Origin of the sequence: Fuerstiella marisgermanici (assembly GCF_001983935.1) — a bacterium.
GTDB classification, from domain to species: Bacteria; Planctomycetota; Planctomycetia; order Planctomycetales; family Planctomycetaceae; genus Fuerstiella; species Fuerstiella marisgermanici.
On record NZ_CP017641.1, the window covers coordinates 4,947,549 to 4,968,564 of the forward strand.

Sequence of the window (21,016 nt, forward strand, 5' to 3'; positions counted from 1 at the left end):
AATTTATTCCTCCGCTCCAGTGGTGTCTGCAGAGGCAGTTAGCTTGGGCTTGTCTGACGCGTTGTTCAATGCCGCCGCCTTTTCTGACGATTCCTCGGCAGGCTTAGGAGCATCCGTCGGATCCGTTGCTTCATCCGCCGTGGCAGCACCTTCGACAGGAGCGGCTTCGGTCCCGGGAGGGCTATAGACCACAGGTCCGACATCTTCCATGAGTTTTGGATAGTTCATCAGGCCAGCCGCCACGCCTTCCACTTGATGACCGGCTTCACCGCCGAACAAGTCCGGAAACTGTTGTTGATTTTTCGGGAAGTTAACGGGCATCGACGTGTATGGAGTAATCCATGTTGGTTTGTAGAGCCACACTCGCAGCCAGTCCGCTCGCAATCTTTGGTGGACGCGATTGAGGTTCGGGCCCTGAATGTCTTTCTTTGGATCTGACGCCTTGAACTTGCGTCCACCCAACGAGTGGCACTTAATACAAAGCGGGCCGTTGATGACCTTCCAGGACTGGTGCAAATACGATTCGTCTTTCGCTAACAGATCTTCTTCTCGAAGTTCCTCTGCGGTTTCCGTGAGATAGTTTGGATCCTTCGGTTTCAGTTCCTGATAAGGGAATTCTGCTCCGTCCACTGCCGCGAAGTAGTTGGCAAGTGTTTGAGCTTCTTTCGGGCTGAGGTTGAAACGCGGCATTCGCAACACGGTTGTGTAGCGAAGCTGTTCGGGTTCCAACAGGAACTGATACAGCCATGGCGTCTGAACTTTCAGACCTTCCTGATACAACGGAGGCGGTGATGCCTGCCAGGCAAGGTTTCGGTTTCCGTCAGTTCGGTTCTCAACAAGATCATCGACCAGCCATTCCGCAAAGTCACCCCCGCGAGCGGCTTGATAGTCAACCATCTTGGTATCGGGAACAGTAATTCGAGTAGCCGGAAACAATCGCGGTGCATCTTCGCCTTCACCGAACTGAAGTGTCTCCCAACTGTCGAACCCGCTCTCGCGGAATTCCGGATCTTCTTCTTCAGGATCCGGTTCCACCATGCGAATTCCATGGAACGAAGCCAGTGGCAGTTCAACTTCTTCGCCGTCGATCTTGAACTTGCCACTTTCACCCGTCAGAGCCATCTTCGGCTTCCGAATATTAAGCAGCAGCTCCAGCGCATCTTCATGATCAGCCGGTCCGAGTTGCGACGGCAGAATGTCCTCATCCAGATCGACGCCAAAAGTGACTTTTGGCAGTTCAACAATGTGACAACCGGTGCAGTTGTACTTCGCCAGCAGGAATTCCCCTTCAATGCGGTTCTGCTCCTGAACGTCCGGCGTATACACATATTTTTCGCTTGGCGGTTCTGCCACTAAGCCCAGCACGAAGGTTGCGATCGCTTCGATTTCATCTTCCTTCAGAGGAAACTTCGGCATCCGCAGACGTTCGTCGTAACCCTTGGTTTCCGTCTTCAACCAGTCGTAGGTGCGAGGACCACGCAGCTTCTGCCAGATGAAGCCCGGTCGGCCATGATGCAGAAGACTGTCGTAGAAGTAGGCATGAGTCATTTCAGGCTCAAGCTTTTCTTCAGAAACCGAACCGTCTTCGGCCATCGCCATGCCTTCTTTGACTCGCTCAAGGGTCGAATCGCCTAGAGCTTCGTCGAAATTACGGTAGCCCGTCTCACCGTGGTGGTGAAGGAATTCTTCAATATGTTCCAGTCCGAGCTTACTCGTGTCTTTGCGACCCCAATCCTGCAGCGCGACACCGATTGGCCGAGCGTCTTCGTAGCCTGGAATATCATGACAGCCGTAGCAGCCGTAGCGAGAAATCGTACGACGCCCGATGTATTCAAGCTTCCGGTTTCGCCAGTCGTCTGCATTTTCGACCGCAGTAGCGTCTTCTGTGGCGAGAACTCGTTCGTCACCTGACGTGTCTTCCAGCGTGCGAGGAAACCGCTTCGTTTCCAAAATTGTTTCGACTGCCGTTTCGCTGAATCGAGCTTTCTTCAAGAACAGAGTGACCAGTTCGTCCAACGCTTCGTCAGAAGCTTCTTCAACTGGGAACTCTTCGGCCTTGCCTTGGCTGAGCAGAAACGCCGTGATGTCCGCGGCCGGATCGATGGTGTCTTCACCTTGAGTGTACGGATCCAGATACAGGTTCGGCATCCTCGTACGTTCGTGATACCGAGTCGGCTCTTTCACCCAGGTGTATAGCCAGTCGCTGAAGTCGGCGTTATCTTCGTTGCGGTCGACCTTCTTGTGAATATCACTGATGTTCGGCCCGAAGTCCGCCTCCGTACCCGGAACTGCTGAGTGCTGGTGACATGCAAGACAGCCTCGTTCTTTAAACAGCGTCTTGCCTCGTTCCGCATCCGGCGTGTAGTCCGCAGCGGGCTTCAGCAGATCAATGTCCTGTGAACCATTGATCAACACTTTCGCAATTCCTTGCAGCTCGACAGCTTCAAAGGCCTGAGCCTTCTCGTCCTGTTGATTGCTGAGATTAAAGAACTGAGGCATCTTGGTGGACGGACGGAACCGACCAGGGATTTCTGTCCAGTATGCAATAAAGCTGGCTGACGTCTTGGCCGCGATATGTCGCAGGCTGGGCCCAACTTTTCGGTACTTGCCCGCAACCTGAGTTGGATCTTCTGCAACTCGCTGCTCCTGAGCAGCCGTCTGCGGTTCCAGACGAATGTCCGGACCGATGGCCGAACCGCCGTCGAAGCCGTGAATTTCATGACACCCAAAGCAACCATACTTGCCGATCAGCTCAAAGCCTTTCGACACTTTGGGTGCTGAATTTCCGAATTCCGGATGCACGCTCAGTTCTGTCACGTTGTGGTGACACTTGATGCAGGTCGATTCCTGGAATCGTTCCGGCTGCATCGGGTATTCCCAGAAGTGATTCGGGTGATAGCCGAATTCGTGGTGCCAATCCTCAGCCTGGTGAGGATCATTGGGCGTGTGTTCCGCGTTTCCGAAGTCGGTGCCGGAACCCTGACCGTCGTGACAGGCCGTACAGCCGAACGTGGCGACCGGGTGAGGGCTGGATGCGGTCACGAATAGTTCGTGATTAGGATGTGTTGTATAGGGATGTGGGAACTTGTTCTCAGCGATCCAGTCCTGGACATCATCAGATTCAATGTCGCCGTGAGGAAACGCAGCCTTATTGCCCGGGGCGGTGCGGTCCATGTTCATGTGACATGTGCGGCAACGATCGAAGCGCGCGATTTCCGTCATACCCAGTGTTTGATGCAATTCGGGAAGCCAGTCCTGAGTCGGTTTGTACTGACCGTTGAAGCCGTCGATGATCGGCAGTGCCATTACGGTTCGCTTGAGCTTTTTGAGGCCACTTTCCGGTTCAATGTCGTCGAGCGCGGCTTCGGCCAAAACAACGTCAGCCTGCAGCTTGTCAATCGACTTCTTCACTTCGACCGTCTGCAGCTTCAGATCGGCCAGAGTTCTTAGTTGCTCACGGCGTTTTTCGGCGGCCGCTTCCTTTTCGGCTTTAACGTCCGCTGAGTCGCCTTCTTCGTAGACAACCTGCACAGCGTCCGCGTCGCCGATTTCTTTGAGTCGTTGCTGAGCAGCTTCGAGTTCAAGCTGCACCTGATCACTCGCAACCTGAGCTTCCTCGTATTTTTCCGTCAACGCTACCAACGTCGCATCGTCCAGCTGGTCGCGTACACCAAGGTCAAAGTCGGCTCGCTTTTCGTCTCGAACCGCGTTCTTATTCTTCAGGTCGAGCGCGAGCTTATCGACAGCACGTTGAGCCGCGTCTCTTTCTTTTTCAAGCTGCTTCCGCAGCTCTGCAATCTCACGCAGATTCGCGGCTTCCTGCTCCAGTTCCTGACGTGCCTGCTCAGATTCAGCCTTTGCCGCATCACGTTCGGCTTCCGCGGCACGGCTTTCGAAATCCATTGCCGCCTCAAGCTCAGACAACTCGCTCGCCAGTTCTTCCCGCTGCGCAACGAATTGCTCAGACTTAAGCTGAGCAATGTCGCGTTCTTTCGCAGCCGCCTGCAACTTAAAGTTGGTGGACTGGTACGCGCGCCATGGATCAGAGTAGTCCTGCACCATCACGATGATGACGCCTACCAGCAGGGCGACACAACTAATCGCAAAGACCAGATGCAGCTTCTTCTGATTCCAAAGAAAGGATTCGTTTGCCGGCATTGCAGTTCAGGCTCCAGCCTTTTGTGTAAGCTTTCAGCGGTTAGCTGTTGGCGATTAACTATTAAGAACAGGTACGTCGGCCATGTCGCAATGACTGTGCAGCCGAACGAAACACGCTTCAACCCGAAGGAAGAACGCGGAATAAACACATCAGATATTAAAGAACCACTCCGGGATCCCGACGAGGTACTTCAATGAGAAGGTCCAGCGAAGGATCATTTTGATTGGCAGCACGGCCATCCACAGAATCAGGTTAGAGAACACCAGAAACCGCAGCACGCCCATTCGCACAAAGAACTTTCGCAGGACGGTTAGGCCCAACAGCGGCGGCAGCAATGCGAAGTAGCCAATCACCAGCAAAATACCAGGAGCCTCACGCAGCAGGAACGTCGGCCATTGCCATCCAAACGTCGTGCCTTTCGGAATCCCACCATAGACAGCGTTGATGCCAGGAGCATTCCAGAAGAACTCCGACAGGTTCACGTTATTCGCGGCCTTCACTTTGTGAACATCCCACACTTCATAGATGCCGTAGAAGTTCCAGTTTGGGCCTCGCATAAACGTGCCCAAAACGATCAAGGCAATCCATAGTGGAAAGAACCCAAACAAAAAGGTCCCAACCGCGAACGCTCGGTCCTTGAAACAGTAGTAGCCGTTGCCTGTCTTGTTGAAGTCGATATACGGGATCGCCATCAGCCCGCCCAGAATAATTCCCGGCAGCACAACACCGGCCAACCACGGGTCGAAGTACACAAGCATTTCCTGGAGACCAAGAAAGTACCACGGCGCCTTCGACGGGTTCGGGGTCTTGACGGATGACGCTGGCTCTTCCAACGGAGCCTTCAAGACGATGGCCCAAAAGATAAGCACGGCCGTCAAAACAACCATACAGATCAACTCGGTATAGACCAGGTCCGGCCACACCAGAACTTTGTCACTACCCCCGTTGTCCACTTCATACAGCGGACGCCCTTCTTCCATGCGTTTGTCATTGTCGACGGCGCGGCGGAAGTAGATCCATGTCAGGAATGACACGATGAACAACATGGCCACAATTGGCACGTTGTCCGGCTTACCAACAATCTGACGGAAGTCGTAGTCGCTGAGGCTTAGGCCCATAAAGACCAGTGCCGCCTGAAACATCGACCAGGCAACGGTGTCCTTAATCCAGTACTCGCGGTACCGAATCATGGCCCAGAAAACCAGTATCGAACCCGCAAAGTAAACGACGGGCCGAGCAAAGATGTAGTCGACCGGATTCTTGAACCATTCGGGCAGCCGAATCAGAAACGCATCAGGGCTGCTGGTCCCCGTAAAATGAGCGGCGGACAGCATCATCAGACCGGCCGTCAGCACGGCCCAAACCGTCGCCACCGGCATGCCGCCGACAACGGGCGTGTCTTTCGCGAATTCACCATCCACCTTAAAGCTGCGGATCGTCCACAGCAGGTTCATGACGAACAGAATCAGGTAATACCAGCCGAGGCCGTGCAGTACGCTGGATGTCAGATCGGGATGAGGATTCATGAATGGGTTAGTTTTCGGTATTCAGTTTTCAGTATTCAGTCAATGCAGCGGGCCGCGAAATCATTTCCTGCAGCCTTTTACCCTTCGCCATTACAGCGGCTGACTGATGCCCCCGTCCTTACGAACTCGCCAGAAGTGGACCGCAATCAAACCAGAGACGACAATCGGAATCGCCACGCAATGCAGAATATAGAACCGGTTCAGGGTCGCTTCACCTACGAAGCGACCACCCAGCAGCAGGAACTTGGCATCACTGGCATTTGTAATCAGGTCATATCCGCCCATGTTCAGCAACTGAAAACCAGGCCCCTCACCACCCAGGAAAGGATGGGCGCGAGCCATGTTCGACCCGACAGTAATCGCCCAGATCGCAAGCTGATCCCAAGGCAACAGATAGCCAGTGAAGGACAGCAATAGAGTTAACACCAACAGCAAAACGCCGATCACCCAGTTGAATTCACGCGGCGGCTTGTAACTTCCCGTCAAAAAGACGCGGTACATATGCAGCCAGACGGTGATCACCATCGCGTGAGCCCCCCAGCGGTGGATCTCACGCATGATCCCCAGCGTCTGCACATCGCGCAGCGCCTGAATATCGTAGAACGCCCACTCCAAAGTGGGCCGATAATAGAACATCAGCATCACGCCGGTGAGCGTTTCCACCAGAAACAGAAAGAACGTGATCCCGCCCATACACCATGTGTAGGACAGAGCGATCCCCTGCTGCTTGATCGAAACCGGGTGCAGATGCAAAAAGAAGTTGGTCAGCATCACGACCACTCGATTACGACGGTCCGTCGGAGCCGGGTGACGGAAGACACTCTTCCAGATCTGTGAGTTACGAATATAGTCGCCTACGGACACTGCCGAGCTTCCTTCTGCAAAACGATTCGACAACAAAAACGTCGAGTACCGGGCACTAGCCACTTAACCTTGAGGCAGCGGAGCAACCCCGCAACCAAAGCGGCCCACAATCACCCATCAACTACACTGGCACAAAGCTGGCAGCATTCTCCCACTGACCAAGTTCCTGCTGGAACTTAACACTCTTATCCACTTCCAGCATCCCATCTTCTGCCAACCGAATCCCATACCGCTCAAGCGGCCGAGGAGCTGGACCTTCGAAGTTGACGCCGGTTTTATAGAATCCCGAGCCATGGCACGGACACTTGAATTTCTGTTCGCCTTCCAGCCAGTTCGGCGTGCAGCCCAGATGAGTACACACGGTCGACAGGGCGTATACCATTTGCTGCCCGTCGATTTCGTCATTCACAATCCAAACACCAAACTGAGCTTTCCACTTCGTGGCAACCGTACCCGCACCATAATCAGTTTGCGGACCGATTTTGAATTTTGTCGGCGGCTCCACCAGCACATTAGGCATCATGAATCGAGCCATCGCGAGACCGGACGCCGCAGTGGCAGCTGTCAGCGATGACCATGCGATCACGACCGGACTAAGCAGCACACCAGCAATCGAACCCAAAGCGCCTCGACGCGATACGTCCTGTGACTTGGCCTTCGGTGCAGCAAACGGAGTGTCCGCTTTCTTCTTCAGCGGCTTCTTCGGCAATGCGACCGCTTTTGCCGCACCAGTGGGCTCGCCTGTCACAGGATCAGCCGTAACCACTCCCTTGCGAGCGGCTTCGATCATTTCAGCGGCAGACATGCCTTTCGCTTTGGCCGCATCGACCGCCGCAGCCTTTGCGGCTGGCTTCTTGGCTGCCGCACCACCAGCCGCAGGCTTGGAAGCACCGCCACCTTTGATGGACGCCAGGATACTGGCCGTGCCGGATGGAGCTGCGCCGCCTGCTGGCTTAGCTGCTGCTCCACCACCGCCACCTTTGATCGATGCCAGAATATCTGCAGTGCCCTTGGGGGCGGCGCCGGATGGCTTGGCAGCAGCTTTCGGTGCTCCCCCGCCTTTGATCGATGCCAATATGTCAGACGTCCCCGACGGCGGCGGGCCATCAGGCTTCTCTGCCGCAGCTTCGGATTCGTTTGTCGCCTCATCAACGGGGGCGGCATCGTCCGCAGATGGTTTCGGAGCGGGTGCTCCACCACGAATGCGGGCAAGAATATCTTCGGAGGAAGGATTTTTGTCGCTCATTCGAGCTTCCACCAATCGGTGAGAAGTGTGACGTGAGATGTCTTCGAATCGCCGAATGGCAATCACAAAGAAGTGAAGTGAGATCGATGAATGGCCGCGCCAAAAAATGACACTCGCGCGTTTGATCGCCTGCGTTAGGCCTTCAACAACATGGGATTCTGCATGCCGGTATCAGCCCTGGCAAGCTGGATGGAAAACAGGCCATTTCTTTTCTCAGAAGACGGAAGTGCCATTTTGGGCACTTCCCGAGCCTGGGAAGTTAAAGACGCATTCCGCACGCCGATTAAAGGTAGTGCTCAGAATGAACGATGGGCTGCTCGTTGAACACTTGTGATTGCCGAAATTGCGAGTCACGTATGCTGAGCAAACAACGTCGTTGCCTCTGTGGATTAAGCGAAAAATTCAGCAGCCCGCATCAACCGCGCACGCAGTTCCACGCGACCTATGCTTCCCGTCCACCGCAGCATCCACTCGCCAACGCGGCTCAGCAAAGGAGTCATAACCGTCGCAGTGATGACAAGCACTGAAGGCGGCTGAGATACAACATGTGGTTCGATTCGGATCATCGGCCAGGCGCCAAATCACAACGAGATCGGCAACGACCTTCGCGCTGAATGCCAACGGCCGCGCAGCATGAGCTAATGCGTGAAGGTAAACACGATCCCTGCTTCCGTTCGATCAGTGTCGAACTCCTCGTTGTCGGAAGCAAATCGGTCGTACCCCACGATCGCCGACACGGAGAACAACTTCGTGCATTGCCAACGCAGTCGAGCGCCGACGCGCCAGGTGGTTTCATCGCGATCGACAGCTCCTGTGAAGTCCGGGTAATGCCGATACCCGACGCCAGCTTTAGGAATGAGGCTAAGCTTTTCGTTGAGCTGAATCGTCACGTCCGTGTGAAGATTTGCCGCTGAATATCGGAAGTCAGCACCTCGCGTGGCGGCGTGTTCCAGGTCGGCCCCCAAACTCCAGGCCGGAATCCACTTCGACTCCGTGGTAAAAAAGCGACTGACTCCTGCTGTGTAAGCAGGGCCGTCCAGAGATTCGACAGACGGAGTCACTCCATCTTCGGTGAAGTCGGCGAAGCTTGTCGTGAAGTAGCTGTAGATGGCATCGCTGTCCGGCAGGATGGCTGTCAGCGACGCAGTGACGGAATGCCGGTCGCCAAAATGATCGCCACCGAGGAAGTCTGTACTGTACACGTAATCCACACGGCCGATTAGCGGATGATCGGCCCATTCAAAATCCCGCTCCACAAACAGTCCGGGCTGAAAGCTGGCAAGGTTGAGAGAATCAAAATTGCTTTCATTGAAAGTAAAGTACCCGCGTCCCAACGGCCCGACTCGCATTCGGCCATTGTCAAAAGCAATCCACTCCAGACTCGGACTGATAAACAGTTGCGCACTGGCTCCATCGCCTGTGCGCAGGCTTCGACTGATGGGTGTCAGACTCAGATTCGTGTTGTACAGCGTGCCAACCTCAAACACCGCACGAAACCGATCCGTTGGCGTCGTGGTGTCTGATTCGATGACATCCAGAATCCGATCAAGATCGTCGGCGCCATCGAAGGTTTGAATCTCATAGCCGATCAGGTTGATGGAATTCAGTTCGTCTTCGTCGATGGTCGTACTGTCCGCCATAGAAGGAGCATTCGACGAACCTGTGTTGCCGAAGCCTCGTTTGCTGAGCTCTGCGGCGTAACTGCTTTCTGGCCCGAGCGACATCACAGCGGAATAGTGAGCGGCCGCCGCTTCTGATTGCCCAAGATCCGAAAGCAAGTCGCCCAGGTCCGAGTGAGCGGCGATGTTGTCGGCCTGCTCCTGGAGAGCTCTTTCGAAAGCCTTCTTCGCCTGAGCTGTATCGCCTTGCTTTTGATAGATCCGGCCAATCAGCCGCCACGAATCCGAACGCGTGGGATCTTCCTGCACCATCTTCTGCAGCAGAGTCAGCATTTCTTGGTCAGGATTTCCGGCATCAGATTGCTGCCCGACGGCGGCATGCATCAGCGCAAAAAAGCAGACTAGCGCGCATGAACCATGGCGAATAAGTTGCTTGCATTGCAAGGGAATCTTCTCTTTCCACGGCCCGGCAGTTTGTTGTAACTTGCTTGTCGGTAGTTCCTGGAAGGGCCTTTTTATCAGGACACTGCGAATACGGACAGGCCGATTTTCGGCGATGCCGTACCCCCATCTTCCTGTCTCGGCACGCCCGCGACGAAACCCTGAAATGCAAGGATACGCAAATCATGGCCTCTCTTAGATTTACATGTTCTGCCGTTGGCATCGTGGCCCTTCTGACATCCACAGCGTCCGCTCAACTTAACGGCGTCGCCGGAGCTGCCGCCGCCGCGAGATCAAACACGCAAATTCAGCAACAGGTGCAAAATCAGGTACAACAGCAGGTGCAGGCGCAGGCACAGGTTCAGCAACAGGTCCAGGCCAGAGCGCAAGCTCAGGTTCAATCGCGCATTCAGGCAGAAGCCGCTCGCGCTGCCAGTATTGCTCAACGAGTCACTTTGACGGCTCAAAACCAGGTGGCAGCCGCTGTCAGCAATCAGGCAGCAGCCGCACGCCAACGTGCGTCGAGCGGCTTGAACGTTCGACTGGCCGCCAACGCGAGAATCGGGACCAATGTGGGAGTTGGGACTTCGCAAGCCCGCATGGACACAAACACGGCCGCTCGACTGGGGCTTGATACACGACTTAGTTTGCCCGCCGACCTGACTCGAACAGACGTTCAGGTTTACGACAACATCTTCGGTCGCTTCAACCCGCTCCGCAAACCAGCGAACGAAACGCCGAATCCAACCGTTAGCGTCCCGCAGCCAAATGCCGACCCATCAGCATCCGACGAATCGCCAGAAGGTGGCGTGTCGTCGCGTAGCCGATCAGGTCTGCTCGCGAGCCTCGAAAGCGATGCGTCGTTAAGCACTCGCATCAACGTCGCAGCTCGTCAGCGCCGCGCTCAGATCTCAGAAGTGCGTGACCGAGCTCTCGCGACATCTGACACACAGCTGATGCTGAAAGCGCAGAAAATGGAAGACGCATTAAATGCGTTTGCCAGTGCCCAGACACAGCTGCAAGCGAAGGCCAACGGAAAAATCCGACAGGCCGCTCAATCGCAACCCAAAGGTCTTAGCACAAAACCTGTCAGCCAGGTGAACTTCTCTGCAAACGGCAGCGCCACAACTTCAGCGGCGGCCAACAACGGACAACCACCTTCAGCACCACCAGCAGCCGCAGCACCACCTGCAGCACAACCAACCGCCCCGCAAAGCGATTCCGGTAGCGCGCCAGCCGGATCCGTTCAACAGTAGTGACATCACGGCTTGACTACCTAAAAAACAAAGGAGGACCGGCACACCGCCGGTCCTCCTTTTTCAGTTACACCTAACTTCAGTTGCGCCTATCCGACGCCATTGCAGCTCGCGGTCACCTTCAAACTCGGCGACTGAATTGCTGCCCGGTCACGGAGACTCCGCTTACGCATTTCATTTCGCCGCTTTGCCTGCGTGCAGTTCTTCCATCATCCCCTGCAGTTGCTGGACAAGGATGACGGATGAATCCTTTTCGACCTGGTTGGTGCCGAGCCATGTTTCGTAGCCGCCAAGCCGATGCTGCTCGGGAGTCGGCAGGTAACCAATTCGTCCGTTTGCCAAACCAATCACAATGGTCGTGGAGAACGGGCTGCGGTCTTTGAGTTCCAGTCCGATTTCGACGAACGTTTCGAACGGAATCGCACAAACGGCGAGATCCCCGATTCGTATCGCCTGAATAATCACGGTCAGAGTTTCCTCTTCGCGTTCAGCTGCTCGCACTGTCCGTCGCGCGTAGTTTTGGGCGAGTCGTGGGAGACGCTTGATGGCATCTTCGTCTGTGAGTGCCAGAATTTTTCTAGCAGCCGCCGTTTCTTCCTCGCTTGGCCGTCGATACTTCAGAACAACTTCACGCTGCAGCATCGCCAACGGAGCTTCTGCCTGGTGTGTTTCAATTTTGCCGTGAGCAAACCAGGCCGTGTCGGCCGCTTTACGAGCCACGATCTGAATCTGCTCGAACGGTTCGCGAGGCGGCCGGATTGTTGTAAACGGAATGTTGTTAATGTCGCCCGACGTTCCGTTCGACATCATCGCCACAAAGTCTTCGCCAGCTCGTAAACGCGTCGGCATCAAACGCGCGAATTCACCGAAATAATCCGCCGAAAGCTGACCGCGTGGCGTGGCGCCGACGTAGTGAAGCGAGTAATTGGCGAAAAGAGCGAGCGGTTTCCGGCGAGCGTCCTGCACAGAAAGAATTGTGATGTCAGGATCTGTTGGACCGGCCGGGCGATCCATTACCCCGGGGCTGCGGGAGGGATTCATTTTGACCGCGTCCATCTTTCCGAACGGATTGGCGGGCATTTTGCCAGGCTTTAGATACCACCGACGATTGAAGACTTCATCCGGAAAAGGATGACTGGCAGCCCCGACCGACGCTGGTTGCAGGGCCGCGTGAGCTCGAACGATGGATTCCGCGATCCCATTAATCAGCACTTTGCGATACGCGGCGGCCGGTCCGGATCCGTCTCTTGAACTTGACGACGGCCCGCTGTGAGTGTGAGTGGAACTGATCAGCATGCGATCCGTCGCCATTCCGGTTTTCTCTGCTGCAATCTTCTTCGCTTCGTCCAAAAGTTCGGGCGAAGCTCCCAAAGTGTCCACGACAACCATCGCCAACGTCGTCGTGCCGTCGCTTAGCACAAGTGCTCGCGAATGCAGTGGATCATGAGCACTCTGTGCCATGTTCTCTGAAAATCCGCCGGGCATGTTGAGCGGAAATTCCGTCGGTGTGATGTCGACCGCCGCTGCTCCCGCCTTTACGGCCACCTTCGCTCCGGATTCTGCGGCTGGCTTGTCCTGAGCAATCGCGGCAGCAGCTATGCCGACCAGAACAACGATGGTCTGTAGAACTTTAAACATGTATCGATTCCGTTTATTCCATGAAAGGTTGGCAAACTGCAAACTGGCGCAGTCCATGCCGGTGGTCACTCGAAACTTCCAAACGCGGTGCGCACATTCGCGGCGCCATCATAGGCAATCGCATGGTGGTATTCAGTCACAGCAGGATCCCTCAGTCGATTTCCTTCGACTTCCACAGAAGCCGCAAGACGCAGTAATCGCCGAGAGTTTCGCGACCCCCAGGGCGGGATAAGATTTACCGGAAATTGCACGCCGATGAGGCGTTTACAGCATGCAAGTGAGCGGCGACCATGTCTGCGACCAAGCAACGTTTCTAAACAAACATGCCACAACGATTCGCGACGAGGACCGGAGGCTGACTTCATGAAATCATCTCGCGTTGCAAGTTCGCTATGTGCAGCGGCTGTGTTAGTACTTGCCTTCACTGCGGTCGGTTGTTCGTCGGCACAGGAAACGACGCTGATTAGCCGACCGGGGATGGAAGTGGTCTACGACGTCGAAAGCACTGGCGCCGCTCAGATTTCTCAGAAGATTCGGATTGGTCCGTACCAGAGCAGCGCGTTTGGACCTTACTCGGCGGCTCGCCTTGCAGGAAAAAAGGCGCAGTCGGGTATCCAGCAGGTTTCATTTATGGAAGATCGGCTGATTAGCGAGTTCAGCCTTCAGACGCCGACAGGGCAGTCAGCCGATGTTCAGATTGGCGTGCAGGAAACCGGAGAAACTATTAAGACACTGGGAATCTGGACCTCGCCCAAACCCGGCCCGATCAGCGGCGTGGTTACCGAAGGCGGTCGGCCACTCGGCTATTTCCGACTACGCGACTCCACTGACGCATTCACGCCAAGTGCCGCGCCGACGGCAGGTGAAGGGACTCTGACCGCAGAGATCGTAACGTCTGCAGGAACAATCAGGCATTTCAGACGTCTTGAGCCTCCCCCCGACCACAACGCGATTGAGAAGTTCTCTTATGGGGCTGAATCAAGCCATTCGGCTTACGACCTTGATGGACGGACGGTTGCCCGGCGAGATTCAAACGGTGTGTATTTCCATCAGGACCTGCCCAGCGACGCGCGAACATGCATTGCTGCTGAAATGGTCTGGCGCATTTCGTCAGAGAATCAACAGCTTGCAGCACATGAGCCAACTCTTATCAGTGCCGGCAAATTGATTTACCACGCTACCGTCGCCACAGCGGACAAAGTCACCGGGGCAGTGGCGAAATAAACCACCTTGAATCTCCATTGGACCAGTCCCCGTCGTAAAGCTTTTACGGCTTCGGCTCGTCGATCACGTCAGACGTCAACTCCTCCACGTCCAGCCCCAGACTCTTGGCGCGTTCGAGCCACTTTTGCCTGGCCAGAGCCTGCATATCTTCGGCGCGATCGGCTTCATCCACGATCTCCAGACCGAACAACGTTTCCACAAGGTCCTCCAACGTGGCCAGGCCGGCAAAGCCTCCGTATTCGTCGACCACCAACGCCAGGTGAGCTCGCGTATCAATCAGTGTTTCGAACAACTGCGACAGTGACGCCCCCGGACGAATCGTGACGATATCACGCCGCATTTCACTCAGCGGCTTGTCATGTTCGTCGTGAGCCTGCGCCAGAAGGATGTCCGTCTTCAGCACAAAACCCACAATCTCGTCGCGAGTTTCTTCGAACAAAGGAACGCGGGAAAACTGCAACTTCGGATGTTTCTCCATCGCCTCCCCGACAGTCATTGACTGCGGCAACGCCAGCACCACAGGACGCGGCGTCATGATGTCTTTGACTTTCAGCACGCGAAAGCGAAACAGGTTATTCAGAATACGAGATTCGTCGTTGTGCAGATGTCCTTCCTCCGCACCGCGCGCCGCCAGAGCTGCCACTTCTTCTCGAGTGACCGTGGGATGAGCCTCCGCCGGCGCAATCAGCTTGGCCAGCCATTCTGACATCACGACCAGTGGGTACATCAACCAGATCAACATGGCCACAGACCGACACACGATCGGTGCCAAAGGCCGCCAGTAGACTGCTCCCAGCGTCTTCGGAATGATCTCCGACAGAATCAGAATCAACAGCGTCAAAATCGCCGAGGTCAGCCCAATGTACTTGCCTTCGAAAACGATCTGCGCCTGAGCCCCCACACCCGCTGCTCCCACTGTGTGAGCAATCGTATTCAAGCTCAAAATGGCGGCCAAAGGGCGTTCGACGTTTTCCTTCAGACGTTCGATAAGTTCCGCAACACCGCTGTTGGTATCCCTTAACGAAGCCGTGAACGACGGAGAAATTGACAGCAGCACAGCTTCGGCCACCGAACAAAAAAACGAAAAGCTTAATGCGATTAGCAGAAAGACGATCAGCAGAATTACGTCGGGACTCATTACAGTTTCTCCTGCTTCTTCAACATCTGTTCGCGCTGTTCACGAAATTTATGAGACAGCTCAACAGCTTCTGCGCGGTCCGCCTCGTCGTAGTCCCAGAACTTCTGCACAATCTGTTCGCACTTCGGATAGTGCGAACCATCGTCACCAACCTGCGTGCGTAACTCTGCAAATTGAGCCTTCAGCTCGTCTCTTACTTTTGCGTAGTCCGCGTTGTCGTAAACATTGTTCAGTTCGCGCGGATCTTTCTTCAGATCGTATAACTCCCAGGCGGGAGGAGTTTGGTTCTGGCCATCGTAGTCGCAACCGTAAAAGTAAATCAGCTTGTGGTTCTTCGTGCGAATCGCCATTTCGCCGGGATTGTCGTGATGAGCCATGTGCATCCAATAGCGGTAGTAGGCCGCCTGTTTCCAGTCGGCCGGTTCGTCGCCCGTTTCACAGATGGATCGGAACGACTTCCCCTGCACGCTGGAGGGAACATCTGCGCCGGCGAAGTCCAGCATCAGGGCCGGGTAGTCCACGTTTTCGACGATCGCGTCGCTGCGAATCCCCTTTGGAATTGATTTCGGGTAGCGAACGATAAACGGCATGCGCTGAGATTCATCGTACGCCCAGCGCTTGTCCTGATAGTCTTTTTCGCCCAGCCAAAAGCCCTGGTCGCCCGTGTAGATGATGACGGTATTGTCGTAGAGCCCTTCCGCCTTCAGGTAGTCGAACAGACGTTTCAGGTTATCGTCGACTCCTTTCACGCAACGCAGATACTTCTTCAGGTAGGCCTGATACGCCAGACGCTTGATGTCGTAATCAGATAATTCTTTGTTGTCGTAGTCCCACTTAAACTCCTTCGGAAACTGTTGTGGCAAGTCGCGAGCATAAGACCGTCGCGGATTGCGGCGACCAATCGACGTTCCAATGTGCGGAATCAGTTCATCGTTGTGCCCGCGAGTCGCCAGTGACCCCCATGTGTCTGGCATAGTCCACAAAGTTTCTGGTTCCGGAATGTCGATGTCGGCCAGATAACTGTCGTACCTCGGCGCACTTTCGAAGTAGTCGTGAGGTGCCTTGAACTGATGACACAGAAAGAACGGCTTGCTGGGGTCTCGATGTTCCTGAAACCATTCCAGCGTTGAATCTGTGATGGCGTCTGACGAGTGCTGCCCCTGGTGAGTCACCACATTCTTCGGCCACGGCTTGTCACCCTGCGTTCGGAAGTCTGTGTTGAAGTACTTTCCCTGCCCCGGCAGCACTTTGTAGTAGTCAAAGTTAGGCTCCGCCTTCAGATGCCATTTGCCAACGATCGCGGTTTGGTATCCCGCTTTCTTCATTTGAATTGGCAGCATCTGGTTCGGCTTTTCGATCTTGCCACCCAAATCGAACACGCCGTTCACGTGATCGTACTGCCCCGTGAGAATGCAGGCTCGCGACGGCGTGCAAATGGAGTTTGTACAGAACGCGTTGTCAAAACAGATGCCTTCCTGCGCCAGTGTGTCGATTGTTGGAGTCGGGTTAAGTGACTTCAGCAACGTCGCGTACGCTCCTATGGCCTGAGCGGTATGGTCATCTGACATGATGAACAGAATGTTGGGCTTGTCCGCCGCTACGACGGCAGTCGCGGGGAATAATGTCAGCAGGCAAAGAAGAATTTTCATTTAGATTCGATCCCATGGTGAAAAGCCGAAAGTTGTGGTTGCAGAGCTTTATACCACGAATGAGTCAGCAAACCACGGAACAGGTGCAAAGCCGGTCCTGAACTTGACCTCGTGGCTGATCAGAGGCCGCGGTGGTTGCTGATCCACCGATGATTTGTCAGTTCCAGCCGCAACGGGCGCCGGAACTGTACGGCACGCGGTTTGCTTACTGTAGAGCTGAACTGAAGATTAACTTTGATGGGGCAAGCGGCGACTGCGAAGCGAATCGTCGTGCATGATTCGAGTCGTGACCGCGAGCCCACGCATCTCACAGGAGTGGCCAGGAATGTCAGTACAACAAAAAGAAAAACAGGAACAGGACGTCCGTCACGAAGGACTTCCCATTCAAACCGTTCACGGAATTTCCTACCCGCGAGTGGGACTCAATGGTGATCTTCAGGACGAGCCAACGACAGTCATCTCTGACCTGACTGCAATTTACAATTCCGACTCGAACGCAAGTTACGGCCGCATAAGCTGCGATTCTTCCGTTCGAGACCCTTCTGACAACGAGTAACGGAGAACAACAATGATTTTAAAGCAACGCCCCTTCATGGAAGCATTGATGGCCGCCGCGGTAATCGCAGCCCCAGCCTCGGCGATGGCTCAGGACGTCGATGTCGCGGCTGACAAGAACGGTGTGCAAGTCAATGTGGACGACGAAGTGTCGACACCCGCAACCAAAGACGCACGGCAACCGAATGCTGCCGCAGATGAAACACCACCGCAACGATTAGCATCCCGTCGCACGAACGCGCACGTCGCGAACTGGATCCTGGCTGAGCAACGGTCTTTTTTGGGTCTCGCAAAATTTGGATCCCGACAGGCGTCTTCGGCGGAAGCGAAAAAATTCAGTGAGAAGCTGGTCGCCGACCATCAGAAGCTGATTGATAAAATTCGCCGTGCGGATACTCGCCCCTCAAGCGACGCGAAGGATTCGGAAGAATCACGGCAGCTTGCCAACGATCGCAATCCACGTCGCGGTCGCCGTTCGCCCGGCAAGGTGCTGAAACTCGTGGAAGGCATCGTCGATGAAGTTAGCGACGGCGTAGACTCCGTCGATTCGGAGACCTCCGGTGTCCGACAGGTCTCTGGTGAGAAACAGCTGGACGAGAAAGTCGAACGGATTGCCGACGTCGCTGAAGAGGCGATTGAAGAAGGTCGCGACATCGTTCAGGAAGCACGTGAATCATTCCCCAACGTCAACAACCGTCCCCTAAGACGCGTGGACCGAGGTGGAAAAGCGTGGGTTAAGGTCCACGAAGATGTCACAAAGGAGCTGAGCAAACTGGCCGAAGCCGATTTGAAGAACCGGTCCGGTTACGAATTCGACGCAGCTCTTGTTGGCATGTATGCCGCGTCTCACCTTCAGCAACAGGCCACGCTGGAAGTTCTGCGACAGAAAGCTGACGGAGAACTAGCCGACGTTATCGATGAAGCGTTGGCGGCCATCAAGCAGCACCGCCGTTCAGCGGACGAACTGATGAAGAAAGTTAAACCGACTGAGTAGGCTCAGCTGCCCTCAATCTCCCGCGTCACCTCGCGGTTATTTAGTCCATACCGAAGCCCAGCTTTTCCAAGAGCTGGGCTTCTTTTGCGTACGTGTCCGGCAAATGAGGAAATCCGCAATCCCGCAACATCCCACGGCACAATTAAACGGATCTTAACATTCGCCTCCAGAATACCGCGCCGTCGGGACCAGCGGAGGTCGAGAGGCATTTGCCAGCTTTTTAGACGAGTCAGCAAAGGGCCGAATCACCCCGCTAAGCCCGTAGGGCAATCCAATGAAAGGTCCGTAACCTCTTGTACTGAGGACTTCACGAAGGACCGTTAACGACGGACGAAAATGTCCGGTCAAATTTGTATTCACGTCGAGTAAGGAAGAATCAACATGAGATGGCTCGAGAACTCTTCGCCGCCGCAATCTGGAAGCGGCAACCCACAAATCAACAGCGGAATCCGTCACGCGGCGCGTCGTAAGCGGGGCTTTACGTTGATTGAACTTCTGGTTGTCATTGCGATCATTGCAATCCTGATTTCATTGCTGCTGCCCGCCGTCCAGCAGGCTCGCGAAGCAGCACGCAGAACTCAGTGCAAAAACAACCTCAAGCAACTAGGGCTGGCGATGCACAATTACCACGACACCGTTGGCGTGTTTCCGTTTGGCTTCGACGAACGAGAAACACTGTGGACGGCCATGATTTTGCCTCAGATCGAACAGGCCAATCTGTACAACACCTTTGTTTGGCAGGAATCAGGACTCGGCAACTGGGACTCGGGTGGAGCCAACGAGGCAGCATGCGGAACACTAATCCCGGCATTCCGCTGCCCCAGCATGGCAATCGCGGAACACATCGACAACAACGGCATCGTCGGCCGAGTACCAATCAGCTACCGAGCTGTCTCTGGTTCTAACGCGCCGTCGGACGACCTGTCGACGATCCCTGTTGGTCACCCCAACGCCGTTGCCCTGGAGAGTCAAACCGGCCTCAACGGCATGTTTTATGGCTGCAGCAGCACTCGAATTCGGGACCTGACGGACGGTACATCGTCGACGCTTATGGTCGGCGAATCTTACTGCGATCCTACCTACGTGCGGGATGGCCAGGGCTTCGACTACTGGCAGTTTGGCTCGCCTCAAACCGGCGGCTGGGATTGTCGCGAAGGTGACCGCGGTGGCACAGAATATTCTGAAGGTCTGGGATCCTGCTATCCAAAGATGAACGGCCGTCTGGATCCACTGGTTCCCGGTGTTCTGGCCGAATTGAGTTTCGGTAGCTACCACATCGGCGGAGCTCAGTTTTCTCTGGCCGATGGTTCAGCGAGGTTCATTTCTGAAAATATCGACCTGGACGTATACCGTGCTCTGGGCTCGATCGGTGGTGGTGAAGTTGTAGGTGAATACTAATGAAACGTAATAAGATTAAGCAGTCGACACGCAGCCGGCGCAATCCAAAACGATGGGCCGCCAGTCTTTGCATTGCGATGATGGTTGGCTGCAGCGTTGCTCCGCAAACCGATTACGGCAAGTTGGGCCTGATCGATGTCACCGGTGTCATTACTTTGGACGGTAATCCATTACCCTACGCGGTTGTGACCTTCGAAGATCCGGAAACTGGCCAGTTTTCGTACGGTCAGACGGACGAATCCGGGTACTACGAAATGCAGTTAGACACTGAGATGTCTGGTGTTATGCCAGGCGACAAAGTGGTTCGCATCAGCACGACCAAAAAGATTCTCGGACTGAATTCCGGCGAAGAAGGTGGTGCCGGCGAAGGCGAAGCAGAGGAAGGAGATGCTGAGCCCAGTGCGGCAGACACATCTCACGAACTTGTCCCTGCGAAGTACAACAAGGATTCGGAACTGCGTGCCTCAGTTTCCGCTTCGGAAACCACATTCGATTTCGACCTGGAATCAGAATAGCCGCAGCGAGGGAATTTGCTGACTGGCATGGACGCTCTTCGTGGTTCATGCCAGTTTTTTTTATGCGCAGACGAAGCACGTCGGCGTAAGGCCTGTCTGGCGCGCATTCCCACATTCAGGGGCAGCTTCTAAGCGACAAGCAGAGTCACACTCAAACTACTGACAGGAAAACGGTGGTGCGACCGTCACGAGGTACGGCAGCAGGGGAACTCGCCCAAAAAACCGCAGCGCTGACACGCCGTCTGTGAGTGCCCCGTGGCTGTAGCCGCAGCGTTCCAGAGCGGATTCTTCGAAATACAGCGGCCAGTGACACACCCGAAACGAATCCCGCCACGGTCGAGGCACTACGCTGAATCCGACTACGTCGTGGAATACCGGCTTAGTCCCATAGATTTCTGCCGCCAGGTCACGCGGTTCACGCAGAGGTTCTTCCGCCAGTGATTCTGCCGCAATCGCTTTGGCCAGCCGGACTTCGGACAGCGGGCGAAACAATTCCGGCGGCAGCACCGAAGCAGCTTCAGGCGACAATGGCTGGCCGATGCGTTTTGGCGTGCCATCTTCAGAATCGGCGTGACCGTCCGAAAGCGGCCTTTCCGAGCGTGCCGTCACCGGTTGTTCAGCCGAATCCTGCTTAATTGCTGCGTCTGAACCAGACAAGGTTTGCGATGAGTCGTCAGCAGCCAGAAAATCGCTGCCTGAACCGACCATCATGCCAGCCAGCAACAGGTGGCGGACAGTTCGTGAGCAGCGATGGAATCGAAAAAAGCCGTGCATGGTGTACTCCGCAAAAAATG

At 55.1% G+C, this 21,016-nt stretch carries 15 protein-coding genes; 6 read left to right on the forward strand and 9 right to left on the reverse strand.

All coding sequences use genetic code 11. The annotated features are described in order from the left end of the window. Positions 1-3: 3 nt before the first annotated feature. The 5 genes from Fuma_RS18495 to Fuma_RS18515 form a co-directional block, all read right to left on the reverse strand. Positions 4-4,158, reverse strand: a complete 4,155-nt coding sequence (locus Fuma_RS18495; protein WP_077025430.1) for a c-type cytochrome — start codon at positions 4,156-4,158, stop codon at positions 4-6. A 150-nt stretch (positions 4,159-4,308) separates the two neighbouring features. Beyond that, positions 4,309-5,685, reverse strand: coding sequence for a cytochrome b family protein (locus Fuma_RS18500; protein WP_077025431.1), 1,377 nt, complete (start codon positions 5,683-5,685; stop codon positions 4,309-4,311). Between the two features lie 90 nt (positions 5,686-5,775). Then, positions 5,776-6,549, reverse strand: coding sequence for a cytochrome b N-terminal domain-containing protein (locus Fuma_RS18505; protein WP_077025432.1), 774 nt, complete (start codon positions 6,547-6,549; stop codon positions 5,776-5,778). Between the two features lie 121 nt (positions 6,550-6,670). After that, positions 6,671-7,795: a QcrA and Rieske domain-containing protein gene (locus Fuma_RS35970; protein WP_218922203.1), complete on the reverse strand. Its 1,125-nt coding sequence runs from the start codon at positions 7,793-7,795 to the stop codon at positions 6,671-6,673. A gap of 638 nt (positions 7,796-8,433) precedes the next feature. Beyond that, positions 8,434-9,747, reverse strand: a complete 1,314-nt coding sequence (locus Fuma_RS18515; RefSeq protein WP_077028402.1) for a porin family protein — start codon at positions 9,745-9,747, stop codon at positions 8,434-8,436. A gap of 293 nt (positions 9,748-10,040) precedes the next feature. Between Fuma_RS18515 and Fuma_RS18520 the strand changes: the two genes are divergently transcribed. Beyond that, a complete protein-coding gene (locus tag Fuma_RS18520) occupies positions 10,041-11,111 on the forward strand; it encodes a hypothetical protein (protein WP_077025433.1) in 1,071 nt (356 codons plus the stop codon). A 174-nt stretch (positions 11,112-11,285) separates the two neighbouring features. Here Fuma_RS18520 and Fuma_RS18525 read toward each other — a convergent pair whose 3' ends face one another. Then, positions 11,286-12,749, reverse strand: coding sequence for a neutral/alkaline non-lysosomal ceramidase N-terminal domain-containing protein (locus Fuma_RS18525; RefSeq protein ID WP_083732592.1), 1,464 nt, complete (start codon positions 12,747-12,749; stop codon positions 11,286-11,288). Between the two features lie 363 nt (positions 12,750-13,112). Here Fuma_RS18525 and Fuma_RS18530 point away from each other — a divergent pair, with 363 nt between their 5' ends. Continuing rightward, positions 13,113-13,973, forward strand: coding sequence for a hypothetical protein (locus Fuma_RS18530; RefSeq protein ID WP_145944247.1), 861 nt, complete (start codon positions 13,113-13,115; stop codon positions 13,971-13,973). 43 nt (positions 13,974-14,016) lie between these two features. On the opposite strand, the gene Fuma_RS18535 is transcribed toward Fuma_RS18530, so the two are convergent. Next, a complete protein-coding gene (locus Fuma_RS18535) occupies positions 14,017-15,111 on the reverse strand; it encodes a CNNM domain-containing protein (RefSeq protein WP_077025435.1) in 1,095 nt (364 codons plus the stop codon). Then, entirely contained in the window at positions 15,111-16,760 is a 1,650-nt protein-coding gene (locus Fuma_RS18540; protein WP_077025436.1) for a sulfatase family protein, read from the reverse strand. Before Fuma_RS18540 ends, Fuma_RS18535 begins: the two co-directional genes overlap by 1 nt. Positions 16,761-17,085: 325 nt before the next feature. Here Fuma_RS18540 and Fuma_RS18545 point away from each other — a divergent pair, with 325 nt between their 5' ends. The 4 genes from Fuma_RS18545 to Fuma_RS18560 all read left to right on the forward strand — a co-directional run bounded on the left by Fuma_RS18545 (position 17,086) and on the right by Fuma_RS18560 (position 20,222). Then, a complete protein-coding gene (locus Fuma_RS18545) occupies positions 17,086-17,316 on the forward strand; it encodes a hypothetical protein (RefSeq protein ID WP_145944248.1) in 231 nt (76 codons plus the stop codon). 12 nt (positions 17,317-17,328) lie between these two features. Beyond that, complete coding sequence (locus tag Fuma_RS18550) at positions 17,329-18,309, forward strand: hypothetical protein (protein WP_077025438.1); 981 nt, start codon at positions 17,329-17,331, stop codon at positions 18,307-18,309. Between the two features lie 381 nt (positions 18,310-18,690). Further along, the gene (locus Fuma_RS18555; RefSeq protein WP_083732146.1) at positions 18,691-19,707 is read left to right on the forward strand and encodes a DUF1559 domain-containing protein; all 1,017 of its coding nucleotides are present in this window, start codon (positions 18,691-18,693) and stop codon (positions 19,705-19,707) included. Beyond that, on the forward strand, positions 19,707-20,222 hold the full coding sequence (locus Fuma_RS18560; protein ID WP_083732147.1) for a carboxypeptidase-like regulatory domain-containing protein: 516 nt from the start codon (positions 19,707-19,709) through the stop codon (positions 20,220-20,222). The genes Fuma_RS18555 and Fuma_RS18560 overlap by 1 nt, the downstream gene beginning before the upstream one ends. Positions 20,223-20,378: 156 nt before the next feature. Here Fuma_RS18560 and Fuma_RS18565 read toward each other — a convergent pair whose 3' ends face one another. After that, the gene (locus Fuma_RS18565) at positions 20,379-20,996 is read right to left on the reverse strand and encodes a hypothetical protein (RefSeq protein WP_077025439.1); all 618 of its coding nucleotides are present in this window, start codon (positions 20,994-20,996) and stop codon (positions 20,379-20,381) included. Between the last annotated feature and the right edge of the window lie 20 nt (positions 20,997-21,016).